The organism is Pseudoduganella umbonata (assembly GCF_014192225.1).
Classification (GTDB): Bacteria; Pseudomonadota; Gammaproteobacteria; order Burkholderiales; family Burkholderiaceae_D; genus Rugamonas; species Rugamonas umbonata.
The window spans coordinates 194,854-210,989 of sequence record NZ_JACHXS010000001.1 but is presented as its reverse complement, the minus strand read 5'-3'; the positions used below and the strand labels follow the sequence as shown (position 1 = coordinate 210,989).

Annotated in this window: 17 protein-coding genes; 8 read left to right on the top strand and 9 right to left on the bottom strand. The window is 66.2% G+C overall.

Translation table 11 applies throughout. The annotated features are described in order from the left end of the window. Positions 1 to 99: 99 nt before the first annotated feature. A complete protein-coding gene (locus tag FHS02_RS00905; protein WP_137312370.1) occupies positions 100 to 393 on the bottom strand; it encodes an H-NS histone family protein in 294 nt (97 codons plus the stop codon). Between the two features lie 161 nt (positions 394 to 554). Between FHS02_RS00905 and FHS02_RS00900 the strand changes: the two genes are divergently transcribed. Next, positions 555 to 1,202: a cupin domain-containing protein gene (locus FHS02_RS00900; protein ID WP_307722189.1), complete on the top strand. Its 648-nt coding sequence runs from the start codon at positions 555 to 557 to the stop codon at positions 1,200 to 1,202. 105 nt (positions 1,203 to 1,307) lie between these two features. Here the strand turns inward: FHS02_RS00900 and FHS02_RS00895 are convergent, their stop codons facing one another. Next, the gene (locus tag FHS02_RS00895) at positions 1,308 to 3,557 is read right to left on the bottom strand and encodes a TonB-dependent receptor plug domain-containing protein (protein ID WP_229422495.1); all 2,250 of its coding nucleotides are present in this window, start codon (positions 3,555 to 3,557) and stop codon (positions 1,308 to 1,310) included. A 186-nt stretch (positions 3,558 to 3,743) separates the two neighbouring features. On the opposite strand from FHS02_RS00895, the gene asd reads away from it, so the two are divergent. Continuing rightward, positions 3,744 to 4,592 carry an archaetidylserine decarboxylase gene (gene asd, locus FHS02_RS00890; protein WP_137312369.1) on the top strand — a complete coding sequence of 283 codons (849 nt, stop codon included), beginning with the start codon at positions 3,744 to 3,746 and terminating at the stop codon, positions 4,590 to 4,592. 207 nt (positions 4,593 to 4,799) lie between these two features. On the opposite strand, the gene FHS02_RS00885 is transcribed toward asd, so the two are convergent. After that, positions 4,800 to 5,705, bottom strand: a complete 906-nt coding sequence (locus FHS02_RS00885; RefSeq protein WP_137312368.1) for a LysR family transcriptional regulator — start codon at positions 5,703 to 5,705, stop codon at positions 4,800 to 4,802. 135 nt (positions 5,706 to 5,840) lie between these two features. Between FHS02_RS00885 and FHS02_RS00880 the strand changes: the two genes are divergently transcribed. The 3 genes from FHS02_RS00880 to FHS02_RS00870 are packed head-to-tail and all read left to right on the top strand — an operon-like array spanning position 5,841 to position 7,871. Further along, a complete protein-coding gene (locus FHS02_RS00880; protein ID WP_137312367.1) occupies positions 5,841 to 6,437 on the top strand; it encodes an FMN-dependent NADH-azoreductase in 597 nt (198 codons plus the stop codon). Between the two features lie 52 nt (positions 6,438 to 6,489). Then, on the top strand, positions 6,490 to 7,374 hold the full coding sequence (locus FHS02_RS00875) for a pirin family protein (RefSeq protein ID WP_137312366.1): 885 nt from the start codon (positions 6,490 to 6,492) through the stop codon (positions 7,372 to 7,374). Positions 7,375 to 7,406: 32 nt separating this feature from the next. After that, positions 7,407 to 7,871, top strand: coding sequence for a hypothetical protein (locus FHS02_RS00870; protein WP_137312365.1), 465 nt, complete (start codon positions 7,407 to 7,409; stop codon positions 7,869 to 7,871). A 62-nt stretch (positions 7,872 to 7,933) separates the two neighbouring features. Here the strand turns inward: FHS02_RS00870 and FHS02_RS00865 are convergent, their stop codons facing one another. Then, the gene (locus FHS02_RS00865; protein WP_137312364.1) at positions 7,934 to 9,082 is read right to left on the bottom strand and encodes an acyltransferase family protein; all 1,149 of its coding nucleotides are present in this window, start codon (positions 9,080 to 9,082) and stop codon (positions 7,934 to 7,936) included. Positions 9,083 to 9,152: 70 nt separating this feature from the next. Between FHS02_RS00865 and FHS02_RS00860 the strand changes: the two genes are divergently transcribed. From FHS02_RS00860 to FHS02_RS00850, 3 genes are all read left to right on the top strand, one after another. Continuing rightward, positions 9,153 to 10,106: a M14 family metallopeptidase gene (locus tag FHS02_RS00860; RefSeq protein WP_137312363.1), complete on the top strand. Its 954-nt coding sequence runs from the start codon at positions 9,153 to 9,155 to the stop codon at positions 10,104 to 10,106. A 121-nt stretch (positions 10,107 to 10,227) separates the two neighbouring features. After that, positions 10,228 to 10,533 carry an ArsR/SmtB family transcription factor gene (locus FHS02_RS00855; protein WP_137312362.1) on the top strand — a complete coding sequence of 102 codons (306 nt, stop codon included), beginning with the start codon at positions 10,228 to 10,230 and terminating at the stop codon, positions 10,531 to 10,533. Between the two features lie 69 nt (positions 10,534 to 10,602). Next, the gene (locus FHS02_RS00850; protein ID WP_137312361.1) at positions 10,603 to 11,658 is read left to right on the top strand and encodes an alkene reductase; all 1,056 of its coding nucleotides are present in this window, start codon (positions 10,603 to 10,605) and stop codon (positions 11,656 to 11,658) included. Between the two features lie 15 nt (positions 11,659 to 11,673). Here the strand turns inward: FHS02_RS00850 and FHS02_RS00845 are convergent, their stop codons facing one another. The 5 genes from FHS02_RS00845 to FHS02_RS31295 all read right to left on the bottom strand — a co-directional run bounded on the left by FHS02_RS00845 (position 11,674) and on the right by FHS02_RS31295 (position 16,130). Continuing rightward, the gene (locus FHS02_RS00845) at positions 11,674 to 12,636 is read right to left on the bottom strand and encodes an MBL fold metallo-hydrolase (RefSeq protein ID WP_137312360.1); all 963 of its coding nucleotides are present in this window, start codon (positions 12,634 to 12,636) and stop codon (positions 11,674 to 11,676) included. 83 nt (positions 12,637 to 12,719) lie between these two features. Then, positions 12,720 to 14,174 carry an acetate kinase gene (locus tag FHS02_RS00840; RefSeq protein ID WP_137312359.1) on the bottom strand — a complete coding sequence of 485 codons (1,455 nt, stop codon included), beginning with the start codon at positions 14,172 to 14,174 and terminating at the stop codon, positions 12,720 to 12,722. A 32-nt stretch (positions 14,175 to 14,206) separates the two neighbouring features. Further along, a complete protein-coding gene (locus FHS02_RS00835) occupies positions 14,207 to 14,752 on the bottom strand; it encodes a hypothetical protein (protein WP_137312358.1) in 546 nt (181 codons plus the stop codon). A gap of 11 nt (positions 14,753 to 14,763) precedes the next feature. Continuing rightward, entirely contained in the window at positions 14,764 to 15,519 is a 756-nt protein-coding gene (locus tag FHS02_RS00830; protein ID WP_137312357.1) for a C39 family peptidase, read from the bottom strand. Next, positions 15,516 to 16,130, bottom strand: a complete 615-nt coding sequence (locus FHS02_RS31295) for a hypothetical protein (protein WP_229422494.1) — start codon at positions 16,128 to 16,130, stop codon at positions 15,516 to 15,518. The genes FHS02_RS00830 and FHS02_RS31295 overlap by 4 nt, the downstream gene beginning before the upstream one ends. Positions 16,131 to 16,136: the final 6 nt, after the last annotated feature.

Below are 16,136 nucleotides of genomic sequence, written 5' to 3'. Positions count from 1 at the left end.
ACGGCAATGCCATGCCGGGCGCGACGGATATTTCGCAGGGCTCGCCCGATTCCCTGGCTGCCCCGCCAGCCCATTACCGGCATGGCATTCGCGGCATTATTACTTGATCAGGAACTCTTCCTTTGCGCGGCCTTCCAGCCATTTCGGCGCGCGGCCACGGCCAGTCCAGGTCTGGCCGGTGGCTTCGTCACGGTATTTCATCGGTACCGGCGCGCGCGGCTTGACGGGCTTTGTCGATTTGACGGCCGGGCCCAGGTCCGCCAGGGTCAGGTTGTGTTCACGCATGATCGTTGCGATGCGCTCCTTCGCTTCGGAAATTTCATTCCGACGGGCCAATTCAGCCTGCTTCTGCAATTCAGCGATCTTGGCCTGGTATTCCTGGTAAGTCGTCATCTCAAATCCTTGGTAAGTGAAAAAGTACGTAAAAAACTGCGTGAAAATGTCAGCAAGCAGTGCGTAGGCGGAGTACGCGGCGAATGCCGAACAAGTGCGCAAAGAATGCGCCGACAGTGCGCATCAGAGTGCCAGCATGAGAGTCCGTGCAGAGATTGCGCATGAAATTCCGCGTGGAATTCCACCCGAAGACTCCGCCTGGAACATGTGTGACAATCTGTGAGATTTCAATGTCCCGCCAATTTACCATAAGACCGCGGCGACATTCCACATATATTCGCAATGAATGTCGTGTAAGCTTACAAGAGAATAAAAACCCCACAGTTAATCTCACCGCCATGAATACCATCCCACTCGCTATCAATGCACCGGACGCGGCACCGCGCACCAGGGCATCGCTGTTGCCATCCCCCTTCGCGGAAATGACTGCAGGCCGGGTCAAGCAACCACTCGGCGATATATTCGAACTGAAAAATTTCGGCGTGAACCGCTGCACACTGGCACCGGGGAGTATCTCCGCATTGCTGCATCGCCATACCACGCAGGATGAATTCATTTATCTGCTGGCTGGCGAAGCGGTACTCGTTACCGACGAAGGGGAAATGATACTGACGCCGGGCATGTGCGCGGGCTTCAAGGCAGGTGGCCGCGCGCACCGGCTGGAAAACCGGTCGGCGGCCGAAGCGGTATTCCTGGAGATCGGCGACCGTTCAGCGGGCGACACGGCGATCTATCCGCGCGACGACCTGGCTGCCGTGTTCGATGAAGGCACCTGGCGGTTCACGCACAAGGATGGTTCGCCGTATTGATCTTTCGCCGCATTGGCTTTTTCCGCACAGATCCTGGCCGAACCAATATTGCCGATACGGCGAACGTGAATACCGCGGCGCCCGCTCAGGGCACCGCGGCAAGCGTCAGAAGCGCATTTCCAGCGTTGCGCGGCCCTGCGCATAGCCGGGATAAATGCTGGTGCGGCGCAGTGTGCCATTAACGTCGAGATAAGCCGAATCGCCCAGCGAATCCTGGCCAAGCAGGTTGGAAACCGCGACACGCAGCTGGTATTGCGGGTTGAACTTCCACAGCGCGTACACGTCGAGGTCGCGCCGCACGCTCTGGTAAGCGGTCTGGTTGACGTCGATGCGGACCGGTCCTCCCTCGCGGAAGGCGAAGCTGGCGCCAGTGCTCAGCTTGCCGTCGCGCGAGCGGTAATCGGCGCCGAACGTGGCCGACAGCGGGGTCTGCTGGTCGAGGCGATTGTCCGGCCCCGGCACCACGTCCACGCGCGACCAGTTGCGCGCCACGCTGGCGCGCAGGTCCACACCGGGCGCGTCGTCCAGCACGGCCGCCAGCGGAAACTTGGCTTCCAGTTCGATACTGCGGGTCACGGCATTGCCGTCGTTGACGGGCGTGGCCAGCCAGCGGCCATTCTCGAGGAACAGGCCTTGCCGCGTGTAGCCGCTGATGCGGCGCATCGACGCTGCCGCCGACAGCAATGCGTTGTCGCCCCAGTAATGCTCGTACGAGGCGTCGATGCCGGACGCCAGCTCGGGCTGCAGGTCCGGATTGCCGCGGCGGTCGGGTTCGGTCTGGCTGTTGTTGGTGGACGTGAACCGGCGCGGCACCAGGTTGTTCGGACTGGGCGCCTTGTAGGTGCGGGTCAGCGCCAGGCGCAGCTGGTCGCGGCTGTCGGGCAGCTTGTACAGCGTTTGCGCCAGCGGGCTCCACACGCTGTTGGTCTGGCTCACCGTCGCGAAGCTGTCGCCCTCGCTGGTGGTTTCGATGCCTTCCCAGCGCAGGCCGGCATAGACCGACCAGCGCGGCGTCAGGTTCCATTCATCCTGCGCATACAGCGCCACCCGTGTCACTTTGGCCTCGTAGCCCTCGTCGGAATCGAGCGCGACATAGCCCGGCAGGTCGGCCTCGTCCTCCTTGCGCGCATCGTCGCGCAGCGTGATGCCGGCATCCCAGCCCATCGACAGCGCATGGTCTTCCAGCCATGGCGCCGAGTACTTGCCCTGGGTCGAGAAGCCCGTCTCGGTCGTTTCGCTGAGCACCGTCGCATCGCGCCCCAGCGCGGCGGCGCGGTAGTCGAGCTCGTGCCACGTGCCGTCCGAGCGCATGCCGCTGATGCCCGCCTTGGCGTCCAGCTTGCCGGACTCGCCCAGCCTTTTCACCCAGTTCAGGTCGGTGCGGGCGAACAGGCTGCGGTTGCTGTTGTACATGTCGCGCACGTCGAAGCGCGGCGGCGTACCCAGTTCGGTATCTATCTCCTGGTAGCCGTGATAGCGGTTGCGGTTGAAGTTGACGAAGGTCTGCGACGTCAGCGTGTCGCCGTCGCCCAGGTTCCAGTTCAGGCGCGGCGCCAGGTTCATGCCTTCCCAGCGGCCGCCGTCCTGCTGGCGCGTGTGGCGCACCATGCGCAGCTCGCCGGCCGGATCGACCAGCGTCTCCTCCACCGGCGACACGCGATCGTAGGTGCCGCGCCAGAAATTCCCGCTCAGCGAATACGACAGCGCGCCGTCCCTGTCCGACAGTTGCAGGCTGCCGCTCGGACTGTTCTGGTCCGCGCTCTTGGCCGCGCTGAGCTTGATCTCGCGCTGCGCCGTCTTGACGGCCCGCTTCAGTACGATATTGATCGTGCCGGCAATCGACTGGGTGGAAAATTCGGCACTGGCGGCGCGCACGATCTCGATGCGTTCGATGACGTCCGGCGACAGCGTGTCGATCGAGAAACCGGCCGGCGCGCGTTCGCCGTTCAGCAGGATCTGCGTATAGCCATTGCCCAGGCCGCGCATGCGGACATCGCCGCCGCCCCGGCCCGCACCGCCGACGGTGACGCCAGGAATACGCTTGAAGACATCGGTGATCGCGGTATCGCCATAGCGCTGGATTTCTTCTGTCGACACGACCACCTTGCTGGCGGTATCGTCGCGGCGCGGATCGTAGGCTGCGGCGGAGCCCTTGATCTGCACCGTCTGCATCGGTTCGGCCGGCTTTCGCGGCTCCTGTTGCTGCGGCTCCTGTTGCTGCGGCTCCTGTTGCGTGCGCTGTTCGCTGATCTCCGGCACGGTTTGGACAATATCGGCAAAGGCGGGCAATGCGGCAAAGACGGCGGCGGCCAGCACAGCCAGCTTGAATGGAGGAGCGGTTTTTGGCGAACGCATGGGAAAACGTTTTATTAGAAAGGAATGGGAGATAAAATGGGCGTGGTAGCGCTATTTTGCCTAAAATTCACTTGTGTGTGTTACCCGGCCAGAAATATTTCCAAATGATTCCCGCGCCATTGGCCTGGCATGCGCGGCTATAATGCGCGCTGATCCAACCCATGCGCATGCCAGGAAATCCATATCGTGTCCGACCGTCTCGCCGTCCTCCCGCAGTACCTGCTCCCAAAGGGGGCATTGACCAATTTCGCCGGCCGCGTGGCCGGAGCGAAAGGCGGGGCGATGACGACGCGGCTGATACGCTGGTTCGTCGGTAAATACGATGTGAATATGGCGGAAGCGGAAAATTCCGATATCGCCAGTTATCACAGCTTCAATGAGTTCTTTACCCGCGCGCTGAAACCCGGCGTACGCCCGATTGCCGACGTGCCGTTCGTCTGCCCCGTCGATGGTCGCATCAGCCAGTTCGGCGCGATCGAGGACGACCAGATCTTCCAGGCCAAGGGCCACAGTTTCACGACGACGGCGCTGGTGGGAGGCGACCGCGCGCTGGCCGACCTGTTCCGGCATGGCAGCTTTGCCAACCTGTACCTGTCGCCGCGCGATTACCACCGCATCCACATGCCGTGCGACGGCAAGCTGACGCGGATGATCTACATCCCCGGCAGCCTGTTTTCCGTGAATCCGACGACCGCGCGCGGCATTCCCGGCCTGTTTGCGCGCAACGAGCGCGTGGTGTGCGTGTTCGACACGGCACACGGGCCGTTCGTGATGACGCTGGTCGGCGCGACGATCGTCGGCAGCATGGCTACCGTGTGGCATGGCGTCGTCAACCCGCCGCGGCAGGCGGACATCCGCGAATGGTCGTACCTGGACCAGCACATCGTGCTGCGCAAAGGCGCGGAACTGGGCCGCTTCCTGCTCGGCTCCACCGTCGTCATGCTGTTCCCGAAAGACACCCTCGCCTTCAATACCGGCTGGCAGCCGGCCGGCGCCGTGCGGCTGGGCGAACCGATGGCCGCGCTGGCTCCCTGATCGAATCTTTCCGACGCGGCCAGCGGCGGCAGCGTCCTGGTGTCGGACACGGGTTTCTGCGTGTCGGACACCGGTTTTCATGCGCGAACATCATGGATTGTCGCCAAAAACCAGTGTCCGACACCAAGAGGCCGGTGTCCGACACTAAAACGCAGGCGCTGCCGAAAGCATTAAATTTCGTTAACTGAACAGCATCAGGGTCCGTCCCTATTTTTTCTGGGTGGTGTCGTGGTGCGCTTCCAGCATGTCGAGGAAGGCACGCGTCTTTGCCGGCATCAGCCGCCGGCCCGGGAAGACCGCGTAGCCGGTCACGGCCGGGAAACTCCACTCGGGTAATACCTTCACCAGCGCGCCGGCGGCCACCAATGGTGCGGCGTAGCGGTCGGTGCAGCTGGCGATGCCGGCGCCGGCGGCGGCGAGCCGGGCCAGCAATTCCGGGGAATTGCCGGTCATGCGGACCGGTACTTCGCGCTCCCACTGGGCCTTGCCCCGCAACAGCGTCCACTGCGCCAGGCCGGAGGCGCTGCGCGACAGCCCCAGCAGATCGTGCCTGAACAGCTCGTCCGGATGCGACGGCAGCCCGCGCAGCACCGTGTACGACGGCGACGCGTACAGTGACCACGTGCTGAGCACGACGGGCCGGGCCGCCAGCGTGGCGTCGTCCGGCAGCGCGCCCATCCGCACGGCGAGATCGAAGCCTTCGGCCACCAGGTCGACGCGCCGCGGCGACAGGTCGAACTGCAGCGATACCGCCGGGTACTTCGCCATGAATGCCGGCAGCAGGCTGCCCATCACTTCATTGGCGAAATCGGCCGGCATCGACACTTTCAGCAAGCCATTCGGCGCACCCTGCCGGTGCTGTGCCAGCGCGCCCGCGGCCGCCGTTTCCTCGGCCACCTTGCGCGCATGCTCGAGCAGGCTGGAGCCGAATTCGGTCAGTACCAGGCGGCGCGTGGTCCGCTGCAGCAGCCGCTCGCCCAGCCGGGCTTCCAGCAGCGACAGCCGCCGCGACACGGTCGACTTCGGCAAGCCGGTGCGCTCGGCGGCCTGGCTGAAGCTGCCCGTTTCAACGATGCGGGCAAACAGCAGCAGGTCGCCCGGGTCAATGTCCATGCCTGTCGTTCCGATGGCGGTTCATGATTATTCCACTGGTGGATGAATGTTATCCATTTTACCGGCTTAATGGATACGAATGGAACGAGTAAAGTACACCCATCGCAGCAATCCACCAATTCAAAGGAGCACACCATGAACATCCTGCAAATCAATTCCAGCGCCCGCAGCAACGGTTCCGAATCCACCCGCCTGGCCGACGCGATCGTCGCGAAGCTGGCCGCGGGCGGCGATGCGACCGTCGTGCGCCGCGACCTGGCCGCCGTCCCGCATCCGGTGCTGGACGAAGCCGCGCTGCAGGCCCTGTTCACGCCGGCGGATGCGCGCACGCCGGAACAGGCCGCCCGCGTGGCGCTCGACGATGCGCTGATCGGCCAGGCACAAGCGGCGGACGTGATCGTCATCGGCGCGCCGATGTACAACTTCGGCATCACCGTGCAGCTGAAAAGCTGGTTCGACGCGATTGCCCGCGCCGGCGTCACGTTCAAGTACGGCCCGACCGGCCCGGTGGGTCTGCTGACCGGCAAGAAAGTGTATGTGGCAGTGACCCGCGGCGGCCTGCACAAGGATGCGCCGACCGACACACAGTTGCCGCACCTGAAGGCCTTCCTGTCGTTCGTCGGCCTGACCGATGTGCAGTTCGTGTTCTCGGAAGGCCATGGCCTGGGCGCCGACGCCGTGGCCCGGGCCCGCGCCGAGGCGGACGAACAGATCAACGCCGTACTCGTCTAAACCGCAACAGCCGCCCAGATGCAACAGCGTCCCAAATAACAGGAGAACAGCCATGAGCAAGATCGCAGAAACCGTCAGCCGTCCGCGCAGTGTCGAGCGCGTGATCCAGGGCCAGGCCGTGATGGATGGCGCAGGCGTGAAGATCAACCGCGTGCTGACCCAGCCGCTGCAGCGCCGCCTCGACCCGTTCCTGATGCTGGACAATTTCGGTTCGGAAGAAGCCAGCGACTACCTCGCCGGCTTCCCCGACCACCCTCACCGCGGTTTCGAGACCGTCACGTACATGCTCGAGGGCCGCATGCGCCACCGCGACAGCGCCGGTAACGAAGGCTTGCTGGAAAACGGCGGCGTGCAGTGGATGACGGCCGGCCGCGGCGTGATCCACTCCGAGATGCCGGAGCAGGAAGCGGGCCTGATGGAAGGCTTCCAGCTCTGGCTGAACCTGCCCGCGAAGGACAAGCTGATGAAGCCCTGGTACAAGGACTTCAAGGCGGCCGAGGTTCCCGTGTTCACGACGGCCGAAGGTGCCACCGTGCGCGTCATCGCCGGCAGCAGCCATGGCGTGACGGGCGCCGTGACGCGCGAGGTGACGGAACCGGTGTACCTGGATGTCGAGCTGCCCGCCGGCGCCACGTTCAGCCAGTTGCTGCCGGCCGGCCACAATGCCTTCCTGTATCCGTACCGCGGCAGCGTGACGGTGGCCGGCAAGGCGGTGGCGGAGCGCAGCATGGCGATCCTGGCCAACGACGCGCAGGCGGACGGCGTCACGGTCTCGTCGCCAGCTGCATCGCGCTTCATCCTCATTGCGGGGCGGCCGCTGAACGAGCCGATCGCCCAGTACGGCCCATTCGTGATGAACACGCAGCAGGAGATCCACCAGGCGGTACAGGACTTCCGCGCCGGGCTGCTGGGCGAGGAAGCCCACCGCGGCACCTGACCGCACCGGCGTGGTCGCGCTAGAATGCACGCATGACCACGCTGATCGACCTGCTTAAACGGCTGAGCCGGGCCCTCGGGCTCGACACGGCCGACTCCTTCCCGCCGGGCCACGCGCACGCGCGCACGCGCTGGAACGCGGCCTACTTCGACATCGCTTCCGACGTCAAGCCGGACGAGATGGAGCGCCGCATCTGCGAGGCGATCGCCAACACGCCGCTCGTCTTCGCCCATATCACGAATCCCACACCGCGCATGCAACGGGCGCTGTTCGGCGTGCTCGAGCAGCGCGTGCGGCTGCGTCACGAACGCGAAGCGGCGCAACTCGCCGCGCTGCTGATCCAGGCATACCGCAGCCCGCAGATCATCGAAGCGATGCCGGGACTGAAGGCCGCCATCGCCGCCACGGCGCACGACGAGGCACCGGCACGCATCCGTGCCGTGCTCGACTTCATGGCGCAGCGGGATGCGCCGTTCGACATCATCGATATGCAGTGAGATGACGGAGACGGGGACGGTCCGGCGCATGTCCGGGCTGCCCCATGCCCTCTCCTCTGCAATCAGGCAGACGCACCGGCCGACGGACCGGCCGATGCAGCAGGCAATGGCGCCCGCCGCACGGCCGGCACGTATTTTTCACGCAGCAGCATGAACGGTGTTTCCACCACCTTGTACAGCAGCCAGCCGGCGGCCAGGCTGGCGATGGCCAGGATCGCGATGCCGGCAGGCCCGCCCGGATCGATTCCCGCCGGCCGCAGTGCCTTGGCCAGCACCACGCACAGCTGCTTGTGCGTCAGGTAGATCGCGTACGACCACACGGCCAAGCTGCCCGCCCCCGGCACGCGCACCCGCGCCAGCAGTGACGCGGGGCTGAGCGCGGCCAGCACCAGCAGCGCGAAGCCCAGCGCCAGCAGCGGATAGCCGAACACGGTGACCGCATGGCCGAAGTGGTCGTCCAGGAACAGTGTCAAGGCCAGCGATGTGACCAGGATGCCGGCCGCCAGCGTCCAGTTCCCGAACGACGTGATGCGTTCCCACAGCGGCGCGTGGCATTGCCGGATCATCGCCAGCGCGACCCCGGCCAGCAGTTCGTCGAACCGGCACAGCGTGGCGTAGTACACCTCCGTGTAGAACGCGCCGTTGCCCCAGTGCGGCGGGCGCGCCGCCTGCCACCCGATATCGCGAAACAGCATGCCGGCCGCGACGCCGCAGGCCAGCGCGAACCAGCCCAGGGCGACGGCGCCCCGGCAGCGCGCGATGAGCAGCGCCACGACCGGCAGCACGAAATAAAACTGCTCTTCCACGCACAGCGACCAGGAATGGGAAAACCGCGTGCCTGGCACCAGGCCGAGATTGAGCGTGAACGTCAGGTATTGCCACCAGGGCGCGTGGCGTGTGCCGTCGATGAACGGCGGCCAGAACGCATACAGTGCCAGCACCACGTAGTAATTGGGCAGCGTGCGCAGCAGCCGGCGCGCGGCGAAGCGGCCCATCGAGAAATTGCCGGCACGGAGCCCGGCCAGGATCTGGTTGCCGATCAGGTAGCCGGACAGGGCGAAAAACAGGTCGACACCGGTCCAGCCGAGCTTGCTGACGATGCCGAACGTGGGCTCGTCCGTCACGAAGCTCATGTAGTGGTTGGCGAACACGAGCACGATAGCGAGGGCGCGCAGCGTGTCGAGGCCGGGCTGGCGGATCGATGGTTGCATGGCGCGCATTGTACTGCCGCACCCCATGGCGGCGCTAAAATGGCGGCCACATCCACCCCGAGGACCCAGCATGAGCCGCACATTGCACTTTCGATCCCTCCAGTACGCGGGCCAGGGCCCCGGCCCCCGGCTGATCGTCACCGGCGCCGTGCACGGCAACGAGACGGCCGGCACGCGGGGCATCGGGCGGGTCATGGCCCAGCTCGACAGTGGCAAGCTGGCCATCGTCAACGGCAGCGTTACCTTCGTGCCGGTCGTCAATCCCCTCGCCTATGCCAACGGCGCACGGGCCGGTGACCGCAACCTGAACCGCAACCTGTTCCCGAAGGCCGACCCGCAGGATTTCGAGGACCGCGTCGCCAACTGGCTTTGCCCCCTGCTGGCGGCGCATGACGTGCTGCTGGATCTGCATTCCTTCAACTCGCCCGGCGAACCGTTCGTCATGGTGGGGCCGCGCGACAACGACGGCCCGCTGGAACCGTTCCACCGCGAACGGGAAGAACGCGCGCTGGCCAGGGTGCTGGGCGTGCGGCGCTTCGTCGACGGCTGGCTGCGCACCTATGGCGCGGGCGTGCAGCGGCGGCTGCGCGACGACAGGGAGCTGGAAACGGTGTTGCGCTACGGCGTGGGCACGACCGAGTTCATGCGCACGACGGGCGGCTACGCGCTGACGCTCGAATGCGGCCAGCACGACGATCCCCAGGCGCCGGACGTGGCCACCCGTGCCATCCTGAATACGCTGGCGCACCTGGGCCTGGTCGACGCGCCGCGGCCCGAGCCGGTTGCGCGCGACCGGATGGAAGTGCTGTCGATGTGCGAAGTGCACGACAAGCGCGCCGATGGCGACACGTTCAGCCGGCCATGGACCAGCTTCGACCGCGTGCGCGGCGGTGACGAAATCGGCCGACGTGCCGACGGCACCCCGGTGGTGGCCGGCAGCGATGCCGTGATCCTGTTTCCGGACAGCGCGGCCAGGGCCGGCAGTGAGTGGTACTACCTGGCGCGGGAAAATCCGGACTTCTGATCGCCTTATTGATAAAACACTTTTGAAGCGTTCCCTGCAGGGGTTGAATTTGTATCGTATTATCCCGATATGCATATCGGTTTAAGACGATAGACGCATCGAGAACAACCGAAATGACCTCATGAACGAACTCGACATCGACGCCATCCACAAGGCACTGGCCAACCCGGTCCGCCGCGACATCCTCGGCTGGCTGAAGGAGCCGGAAACGCATTTCGCCGATCAGCTGCACCCGCTCAGCCTGGGCGTATGCGCGGGCAAGATCGACGAACGCTGCGGCCTGTCGCAATCGACGGTGTCGGGCCACCTGGCGATCCTGCAAAAAGCCGGGCTGGTGTCGGTGACGCGCCTCGGACAGTGGAACATGTTCAAGCGTAATGAAGAGGTCATCGCGGCTTTCCTCGATCACATCAACACCGGCCTGTGACATGACCACACTGCGTGGCAGTGCTGTTTTAACAGCACTGCGCGGGCCACACTCTCTACAGGAAAACATATGACTACTCTGTTCGACCCTATCACCATCGGCGACCTGACACTGAAAAACCGCATCGTCATGGCCCCCCTCACCCGCGCCCGTGCCGTAGGCCCCGGCCGCGTACCGAACGCGCTGATGGCCGAGTACTATGCCCAGCGCGCCGGCGCCGGGCTGATCCTGTCGGAAGCCACGTCGGTGACGCCGCAGGGTGTCGGCTACGAAAACACGCCGGGCATCTGGTCGGACGAGCAGGTGGAAGGCTGGAAACTGGTGACCGAGGCGGTGCATGCCAAAGGCGGCAAGATCTTCCTGCAGCTGTGGCACGTGGGCCGCATTTCCGACCCGAGCCTGCTGGACGGCGCAGCGCCGGTGGCACCGAGCCCGATCGCGGCAAAGGGCCATGTCAGCCTGCTGCGCCCGATGCGCCCCTACGCGGTGCCGCGTGCGCTGGAAACGGAAGAAATCCCCGGCGTCATCGCCGCGTACCGCCTCGGTGCGGAAAATGCGAAACGGGCCGGCTTCGACGGCGTGGAAATCCACGGCGCCAACGGCTACCTGCTCGACCAGTTCCTGCAGGACAGCACCAACCAGCGCACCGATGCGTATGGCGGCCCGATCGAAAACCGCGCCCGCCTGCTGCTCGAGGCGACCGATGCGGCGATCGACGTGTGGGGAGCCGACCGCGTCGGTGTGCACCTGGCGCCACGCCGCGATTCGCACGACATGGGCGACTCCACCCCGGCCGCCACGTTCGGCTACGTGGCACGTGAACTGGGCAAGCGCAAGATCGCCTTTGTCTTCTCGCGCGAAGCCGTCGGCGAAGACAGCCTGGGCCCGCTGCTGAAGAAGGAATTCGGCGGCGTGTATATCGCCAACGAGCAGTTCAGCCTCGAAGCCGCGCAGGCAGCGCTGAACGACGGCACCGCCGACGCGATCGCCTGGGGCAAGGACTTCATCGCCAACCCGGACCTGCCGGAGCGCCTGCGCACCGGCGCACCGCTCAATCCGCAGCGGCCGGAACTGTTCTACGCGCCGGGCCCGGAAGGTTACATCGACTATCCGGCGATGGCCTGAAGGGGCTGAACGCCCTTAGCGCGGCACGCTGTAGGGCACCGGCACGAACCGGTAGCCCTTGCCGCTGCTGAGCAGATGTCCCACGCCCGGGAACGGCAGGTGGGCGGCGCCGATCAGGTAGCCGCCTTTCGCCGCGCTCGCGAATGCCGCCTTGCGCGCTGCCAGGGCGGCTTTCGTGTCGCTGTCGAACTCGATCGTGACCGACGGATCGTCGAACTGGATGAAGTGGGCATGCAGCAGGTCGCCGATCAGCACCAGTTTCTCGCCGCGGCTTTCGACGACATAGGTGGTATGCCCCGGCGTGTGGCCGTAGCTGGACGTGGCCCGGATGCCGGGCACCAGTTCGGTATTGCCGTCGAACGGCTTGAAGCGGCTGGCACCGGCATAGGCGGCCAGCGATGCCTGGGCGCCCTGGAAGAAGCCTTTCGCCTGCTCCGGCGCCGCATCCTGCTTCGCCTTGCTCAGCCAGAAGTCCGCATCGTGCTTGTCCGCGCGCACCACCGCATTCGGGAACACGGCTTTCTCGGCATTGCCCAGGCCGCCGACGTGGTCGGGGTGCAGGTGCGTGATGTAGATCTCATCGACCTGCTCCGGCTGGTAGCCGGCCGCCTGCAGGCTCGCCAGCAGCTTGCCCAGCGTCGGGCCGAACAGGGTGCCGGCGCCGGTGTCCACCAGGACCAGCTTGCTGCCGGTATTGACCAGGAAGGAATTGACGGACGTTTCGACCGGCGCTTTCAGGAAATGCTTCGACAGTGCGCCCTGCAGCTTCGCCGGCTTTTCGTGCAGCAGCTTGTCCATCGGCAGGTCGACGGTCCCGTCGGACAGCGCCGTCACTTCGAAGTCGCCGACCATCATGCGGTAAAAGCCCGGCGCCTGGGTTTTCGCCATCGGTGCGGCGGCAAAGGCCGCGCCGGTGACGGCCAGCAGGGCCGCGGCGAGCGCGGAACGGGTCACTGCGGAGGGAATCAGACTAGTCATGGCGGTATGTTCTTGTATGTTGCGGGATTGCCAGATTACCCGAAACACCCCTGCCCTGCAGAAAACCCGCAACGTCCGGGCCGTCAGAAACCGAGGGGCACGCGCACCGACAGCGAGACGTCCGGCGTATCGCGTGTCAGCCCCGCCCCCACCGTCACGTTGACGGTGCGCCGGTCATTGAGCCGGTAGGAAAATCCCATCAGCAAGGTACCGAGCTGCGTGCGCACGGATCCCGGCACGTTGACGCCGTTTTGCCTGGTGCGCCCCATCGAGCTGTGGTCGTAGCCAAGGCTGAGCGATGCCTTCTCGTTCAGCGCCACGCCGATGCCGAAGTTGAACCCGATCACCGCACCGGGCTTCACGGAGCCCAGCGGCTCGGTTTCGCCGTTCAGCACGCGGCGCGACACGCCGTTGCGCTTCACATTGTGCAGGTAGCTGATGCTGCCGAAAAATATCGCCGGATCGCTGGGAAACAGCCAGGTAATGCTGGGCTGCACCCCGTAGAAGCCGGAACCCGTGGGCAGGCCGAGCGGCAGGCCGGTGCCGGTCGCATTCTCGCCCACGCAGCGCCGGGTGCAATCGGTCACGACCTCGAACGGGTCGCGGCCCGTGCGCGTCTTGACCCGCAGGCCCGCCACGTAATACGGCTTGTCGACGCCGCCGTCGTTCAGCTGGTGGCGCAGCGACAGCTCGATGTCGCCAAGGGCGCGCCCGCTCGTATCGAACACGCGTTCGACGGCGGTACCGGTAAACAGTTCGCGGCTGACGGTGGAATCCGAGCGGTACACGTAAGGCACCCGCACTTCGACCTCCGTTCGGTTGGTCAGTCCGCGCCGTGCGGCCAGCGCGGCCGTGAAGGTGTTGCGCTTCACTTCGCGCACGTCGATCAGGCCGATCAGCAGCGCCGGGATGATCGTGTAGCCGACCAGCGCGACGCGGTTGCTGGACGAGTAGCCGAACTGGAACGACGGCTCGAGCACGGTGCGGCCGCGTGCCGTCAGCACACCCGGCGCCTCGAACAGCGGCGCCACCTCGGGCGGGCGCATGTCGCGCGCGGGCGGCTGGCCGACGGCCGGCGCCCGCGTGGCCGCCGGTGCCTTCGTCACCTGTGCGCCTGGCTGCGTGCCCGGTTGCTGCGGCATGCCTGGCAGTGGCAGCGCGGGCAGCGGTTGCGACTGCGCGGCCGGCCCGGCGCCGCGCAGCGCGGCCAGCGCCGCAGGAGGCAGCGGGCGCGGTGCCGGCCCACCGCCTTGCGCGGATGCCGCTTCCCAGCCATCGACATCCGGTGCGGCGCGCGCACCGCCGGCACCGTCGACGCCAGCATCGACGCCACCATCCGCCATTGCCTCGCGCAATTGCCGCAGCAGCGCGCGCTGCTCCGCCAGCTCCAGCCGCAAGCGATGCAGCTCGGCCGAAAGCTCGGCCGTCGTGGGCACCTCGCCCGGCGCCGCCGGCGGCGCCTCGCCTTGCGCCAGCGCGCTCAGCATGAACAGGGACAGGCCGGCCGAACCGGCGCGCAGGGTCTGGGCGAACCGCATGCGTGACTCCTTCGAGAGGTGGATGACGCCGCTCAGCGCGGCAGGATGGCGGTCGACAGCGCCTGGTGCAGGCTGTCGCCGAAATGCATGTCCTTCAGGATCGACAGGCTGTTGACGGTGGCCTCGATCGTGGTCTGGCTGCGGATCAGCTGGTCGCTGGCGCTGTTTTGCAGCACCAGCCCGGCGAGCGGCTGCGCGGTGCCCAGCAGCGCGCCCCCTTCGCCGATATGTGCCATCTGCAATGCGGACAGCGCGGCCTGGCCCGACAGTGCGGGCGCGTCCATCGACAACTGGCCGCTGGCGACGACGTCGCCGTTCAGGCTCAGCACCCGGTCGACGGACAGCGACACGAGCAAGCCGTCGCCGGTATCGAAGCCGCCCCGCGCCTCGGCCAGCACGTGCTCCGCGACAGGCGCCCAGTCCGCCGGACCACGATCGCCGGCGGCATCGGCCGCCAGTACCGGCGCGCCGAGGCAGGTCGCGAAGCCGGCCATCAGGCAGGCGATGCGGCGCGCCGGCGCGGAATTAAAACTGGCGGGCATGCTGGCGCGGGGCAGCGGCAACCATGGCGTCGTCATGTGATTCTCCTTTAGAAGTCGCCGGCATCGAGCTTGGGCAGCGTCACCCGGCCCAGGCCTTCGCGCCCGAGCGCATCGCCGGGCAGCATGCGTGGCGCCGCCACCCAGTCGGATCGTTCATTGAACCGCGGTTTGGCCGCGCGATCATGGATCACGAACAAGAGTTGATTCAGCCAGATCGCTTCGAACGCAGCGCGCGACAGGGCACGCGTGCCGCCGGACGGATCGCCGAACAGCACCCGCCCGTCTTGCACGCCCTTGACGACGACGAAGTGCCGGTAGCCACGCTCGGCCACCAGCACGATCGCGGGAAAGCGCGCCTTCGCGAGGCTGTCCAGCGGTTGCTGGAAACCGTCCGCCGTGAAGCCGTGCGCGGCAAGGAAGCGCTTCATGTCGAGCAGCGAAAAACCCTCTTTCCGGATGCGCCGCTGGTCGCCGCCGGCGAACATTTCCGCGAACGCCTGCTGCTCGCTGACGGGATAGCCGTAGTGGTGCGTCAGCAGCGTGGCGAGCGCCGCCGAGCCACAGCTGAAATCGTATTGCTGGCGCACGGTGGACCGGTAGCGCGCCTCCTTCATGCTCGTGATCCGTATCGACGCGGGGCCGCCGCCGGCAAACGGCAGCTCGACCGCCCCGGCGGGCGCGGCGGAGATGAGGGATAACGGCAAAGCCAGGCCCAGCTGCAAAGCCAGGCCCGGCAGCAACGCGAGCCGCTGCCTAAGCCTGGCCCGCCAGCGCCGTGCCGGCCTTCCGTCCGGCGCGTTCATCGGATCTGCACGTTGACGATGGTTGCGTTCTGGATCAGCACATTGGCACCCGAGTTCTGGATCACCATCGGCAGACCCGATGCATTGCTGAACGCGCCGTCGGTAATGCTGTTCGACCCCGTGACCACATGCACGGCGCTGTTGCCGCCGACGGTTCCGTTCAGGCGCATGTCGCTCCACGGCGTTTCGGTGCCGCCGCGCAGTTCGGCCAGGCTGGCATCGCCAAGCGCCCCCGCGCCGCTCCCGGACAGCGAAGCTGCCTGCAGCGGGGGCGGCAAGACCGGCAGCCTGCTCACCGCCGCTGGCAGCGGCAGCGGGTACGGCGCCATCGCGAATGCCGGCAACGCGGTCGCCTCGGCGATGTTCGAAGATGCCGCGGTTGACCACGCCGCACGTACCAACGCCGCTCGTACCAACGCCGCGGGCGCCGACGCTGAGGGCGCCACCCCTGCGGCGGCCACCCCTGCCAACGCCGCAGGCACGCCCGCCATCAACAACGTCGCACCGGCCACGCGCGCGCGGCATTGCCACCGCGCGAACGGCAACGTCAACCGTATCCAGCCGGCGGATTGGGCGAATACCCTCCCCGCACGGGTCATTCGAAAGTACATATTGCC